Origin of the sequence: Mycobacterium helveticum, assembly GCF_007714205.1 — a bacterium.
GTDB classification, from domain to species: Bacteria; Actinomycetota; Actinomycetes; order Mycobacteriales; family Mycobacteriaceae; genus Mycobacterium; species Mycobacterium helveticum.
Genome location: NZ_VMQU01000238.1, coordinates 1 through 3,235, shown reverse-complemented (window position 1 = coordinate 3,235; position 3,235 = coordinate 1). Strand labels below are relative to the sequence as shown.

General features: G+C 70.8%; 2 protein-coding genes. Both read right to left on the bottom strand.

The genetic code is table 11. The annotated features are described in order from the left end of the window. Window positions 1-2,332 (bottom strand): NAD-dependent epimerase/dehydratase family protein (locus tag FPZ47_RS27030; protein WP_145039740.1); only part of this gene is annotated, 2,332 nt, incomplete at its 3' end. Window positions 2,333-2,344: 12 nt separating this feature from the next. Further along, the coding region (locus FPZ47_RS27025; RefSeq protein WP_144951687.1) for a beta-ketoacyl reductase at window positions 2,345-3,235 on the bottom strand (891 nt) is incomplete at its 5' end.

Sequence of the window (3,235 nt, the reverse complement as noted above, 5' to 3'; positions counted from 1 at the left end):
CCCCGCACACCCCGACGCCGCGCAGCGTTCCCCCGCTGCCCAGCACCGCCGTCGACGCGATCGACGGTTGCCAGTTTCCGCTGAAGACCGCCGGCGGGACGACGCCGGCCAGCCTGAGCCGTTCGGCCCGGCGGCGGACCACCAGCCCCGCCACGTCCGCCGGAAGCGCGTCGAGTTCGTCGACCAACAGGTAGAACACGTCGTCGGCGGTCTCGACAACGCGGGCGTCGGTCAGCCGGCGCCCGTATTCCCGCAACAACCCGCGCAGCACCCAGTTGGCGCGCACCATCTTGTCCCGGCGCACCTCCCGGTCGCGCAGCTGCCGCACGAAGAGCGCCGCGACGGGCCTGGCTTGCAACGGGATTCGCGGGTGCTGCGGGACCGGCGCCGGCGGTGCACCGATCGCCCGGGTCACCATCCGAACCAGCAACTCCGGATCGTCGGCGTAGCTCGTCGAGAGCATCTCGAGTTCGGCGGGGCCGCGGTGCCCGATCAGATCCAGCTCGGCCAGAACCGCGGCGTGAAACTCCGGGGCCTCGATGGCCAGCTTGCCGAGGCGTTCCCCCGGCTCGGCCAGCAGGCGCAGCACGTCCGGATTGTGTTGTGCCGCAACCACGAGCCGCTGCACCGCCTCCACGGACCGCGCACTGACCAACTCCGGGCCGGCCGGCGGGGCAGTGTCTCGGCCGCACAAACCACGCAACAGCACGTTGTAGGCGGCGCACAGCATGAAGGACCCCGAGGCCAGCACCCAGCTGTGCACGACGTGGTCGCGCGCCAACGAGATCAGGCTGAGGAGCCGGCCGGTGTCGAGACGGGTGAGGTCACCGCCCGCCAGACGTTCCAGACGGTCGATGTCCGCGACGAAGGCCCGGGTGTCCAGTGCCGAACCGGCACTGAGGCCGATCTGGTTGACGGCGAATACTCCGATATTGCGGACGGTACGCAGTTGCTCATGCCCCCAACGCCTTTCCGGCGAGGGGCGCTCCTCACCGAAGATCGGCAGGGACGCCATGCTGGGGCCGAAGAACCCGCTCTTGCTGACAACCGTCGCAGGCTTGACGAACGGCACCGTCTCGGCCATGAAGTGCGCCGTCGTGATCGCCCCGTAAAGGCGGTGCGCGAACACCGCGACCATGCGCATCGCGATCTCGCGCTCAATGATCCCCCCCGGCCGCAGCCGATCGGCGACGCGCACTCCGGCAGTGCGCAGGCCGCGGACGGTTACCGAAGCCGACGACGGCGAAAACGGCCCGGGCAGCGCCTCGGAGAGATTGGTGGCCAGGAAGGTCGGGAAACGGGGGTCGATGGGGGTGTCGAATTCGCCGTTGAGCCCTTCGGGGCCGGCCGGGACGGGCACCACCCCGTCGGCGGCGGGCACGTCGGCGGCGGGCGGATCGTCGAGGGTGGCCAGCCGCCACGGCAAGGAGACCACCCGCCTGCCCACCGTCAGCCGGCCACGCATGCCCAGCGCCAGATCCTCGACGCATTCGTCGGCGTTCCATGCCGGATCGAATCCCCACTCCTCGCTCAGCCGCGAGGTGGCCATCAGCGGGGCGCGCTGCAGCACCTCCAGCTCGCAGAGCGAGGGCAGGCTGCGCCGCAGCAGCGCGGCGACAGGGCCCCCCACCGGCACCACCGTCCGGCCGACCGCGGCGGCGATCTGCCGAAACGTAGGAACGCCCGGCGCGGCGAGATTAACCGGGCCACCTGTGATCCCGGTGTCCAGGAGGGCGCGGGTGAAGACCCGCAGCGCGTCGTCGAGATGCACAACCTGAACCGGTCCGTCGGCGCCGCCTTCGGGAAACACCGGCAGTGCGAGCACCCGGCGCACCCAGTTGTCGACGCCGCGTCCGACGATGAGCGCGCAGCGGATCGTGAACGATTCGGCGTCGCAGGCCGCCAGCATCTCCTCGACCCGGGCCTGCTGCACGCCACCGGCGAAGACCGGAGCCGTCGCATCGTGCTCGGTGCGCGCGGCGCCCCCCCGCCCGTAGACGTGAGCCGACGACGGGAAGACGATGCGCCGCGAACCGTTCCGCGCCATCGCGTCGAGGACGTTCATCGTGCCCCCGAGGTTCACCTGGTCGCCGAGGTGTTGCCCGGGTCCGGGGCTTTTGGCCCACGCGCAATGCGCGACGACGTCGGCGCCGCCGACGCAGCGCGTGACGGCGACCGCGTCCCGGATGTCACCCGAGATGAATTCGCCGGCGCTGGACCAGCTTTCGGGCCGGTGCCGCGCCAGGCCGACGACGTCGTGACCCTGGCTGAGCAACCGGGCGGCAAGCCCTCGTCCGAGGACCCCGCTCGCCCCCGTGATCGCGATTCTCACCGACCGTCCCGGCTACTCATCGTTGTCCAGCAATGCGGCGTTGACCAGGTCGTCGAGATCCATGTCCGCGATGCTCTTCTCCGTGGTCGCCGCCGGCGCGGGTTGACCCCCGACCCCGACTGCACTGCCGTTGGACCCATCGGCCAACGCCAGCAACAGCTCCAGAACCCCCGCCTGGCGGAGACGCTTGACCGGGATCGAACCCACCACCCGCTGGATTTCGTCCTCGCCGGGGGTTGCGGCCGGAGCGGCGTGCCCGGGCGTTCCGACGAGTTCGCGGTGCATGTAGCCGGCCAGCGCGGCGGAGTTGGGGTAGTCGAAAATCAGCGTCGGCGACAGGGCCAGGCCGGTCGCGGCCTTGAGCCGGTTGCGCATCTCCACCGCGGTCAGCGAGTCGAAGCCCAGGTCCTGGAACGCCTGGTCGGGATGGATCGCCTCGGGGCTGGCGTTGCCCAGCACGGTGGCGATACTCGAGCGCACCAGGTCCAGCAGCACGGCGTGCTGCTCGTCCTCGGGCAGGCCTTCCAGGCGTTGCAGCAGAGCAGATTTCGATTTCGCGGCCGCCAGCGAGTCATCGACCTGGCGGCGGGCGGGCGTGTTGATCAAGTCGAAGAACATCGGCGGGAGCGTGCCCCCGTCGAACTTGACCCGCAGCGCCGCCAGGTCGATGTGTGCCGGCAACACGAACGGCTCGTCGAGGATGAGCGCGGTGTCGAACAGTTCCAGCGCCTCGTCCGACGACATGGCGAGCACGCCGTCGCGGGCGAAGCGGACGAAGTCGACGGTCGCCAGGCCGCCGGTCATGGCGCTGGCCTGCTCCCACAGACCCCAGCCCAGCGAGATCGCCGGCAGGCCATGAGCCCGCCGGTGCGCGGCCAACCCATCCAGGAACGCGTTGGCCGC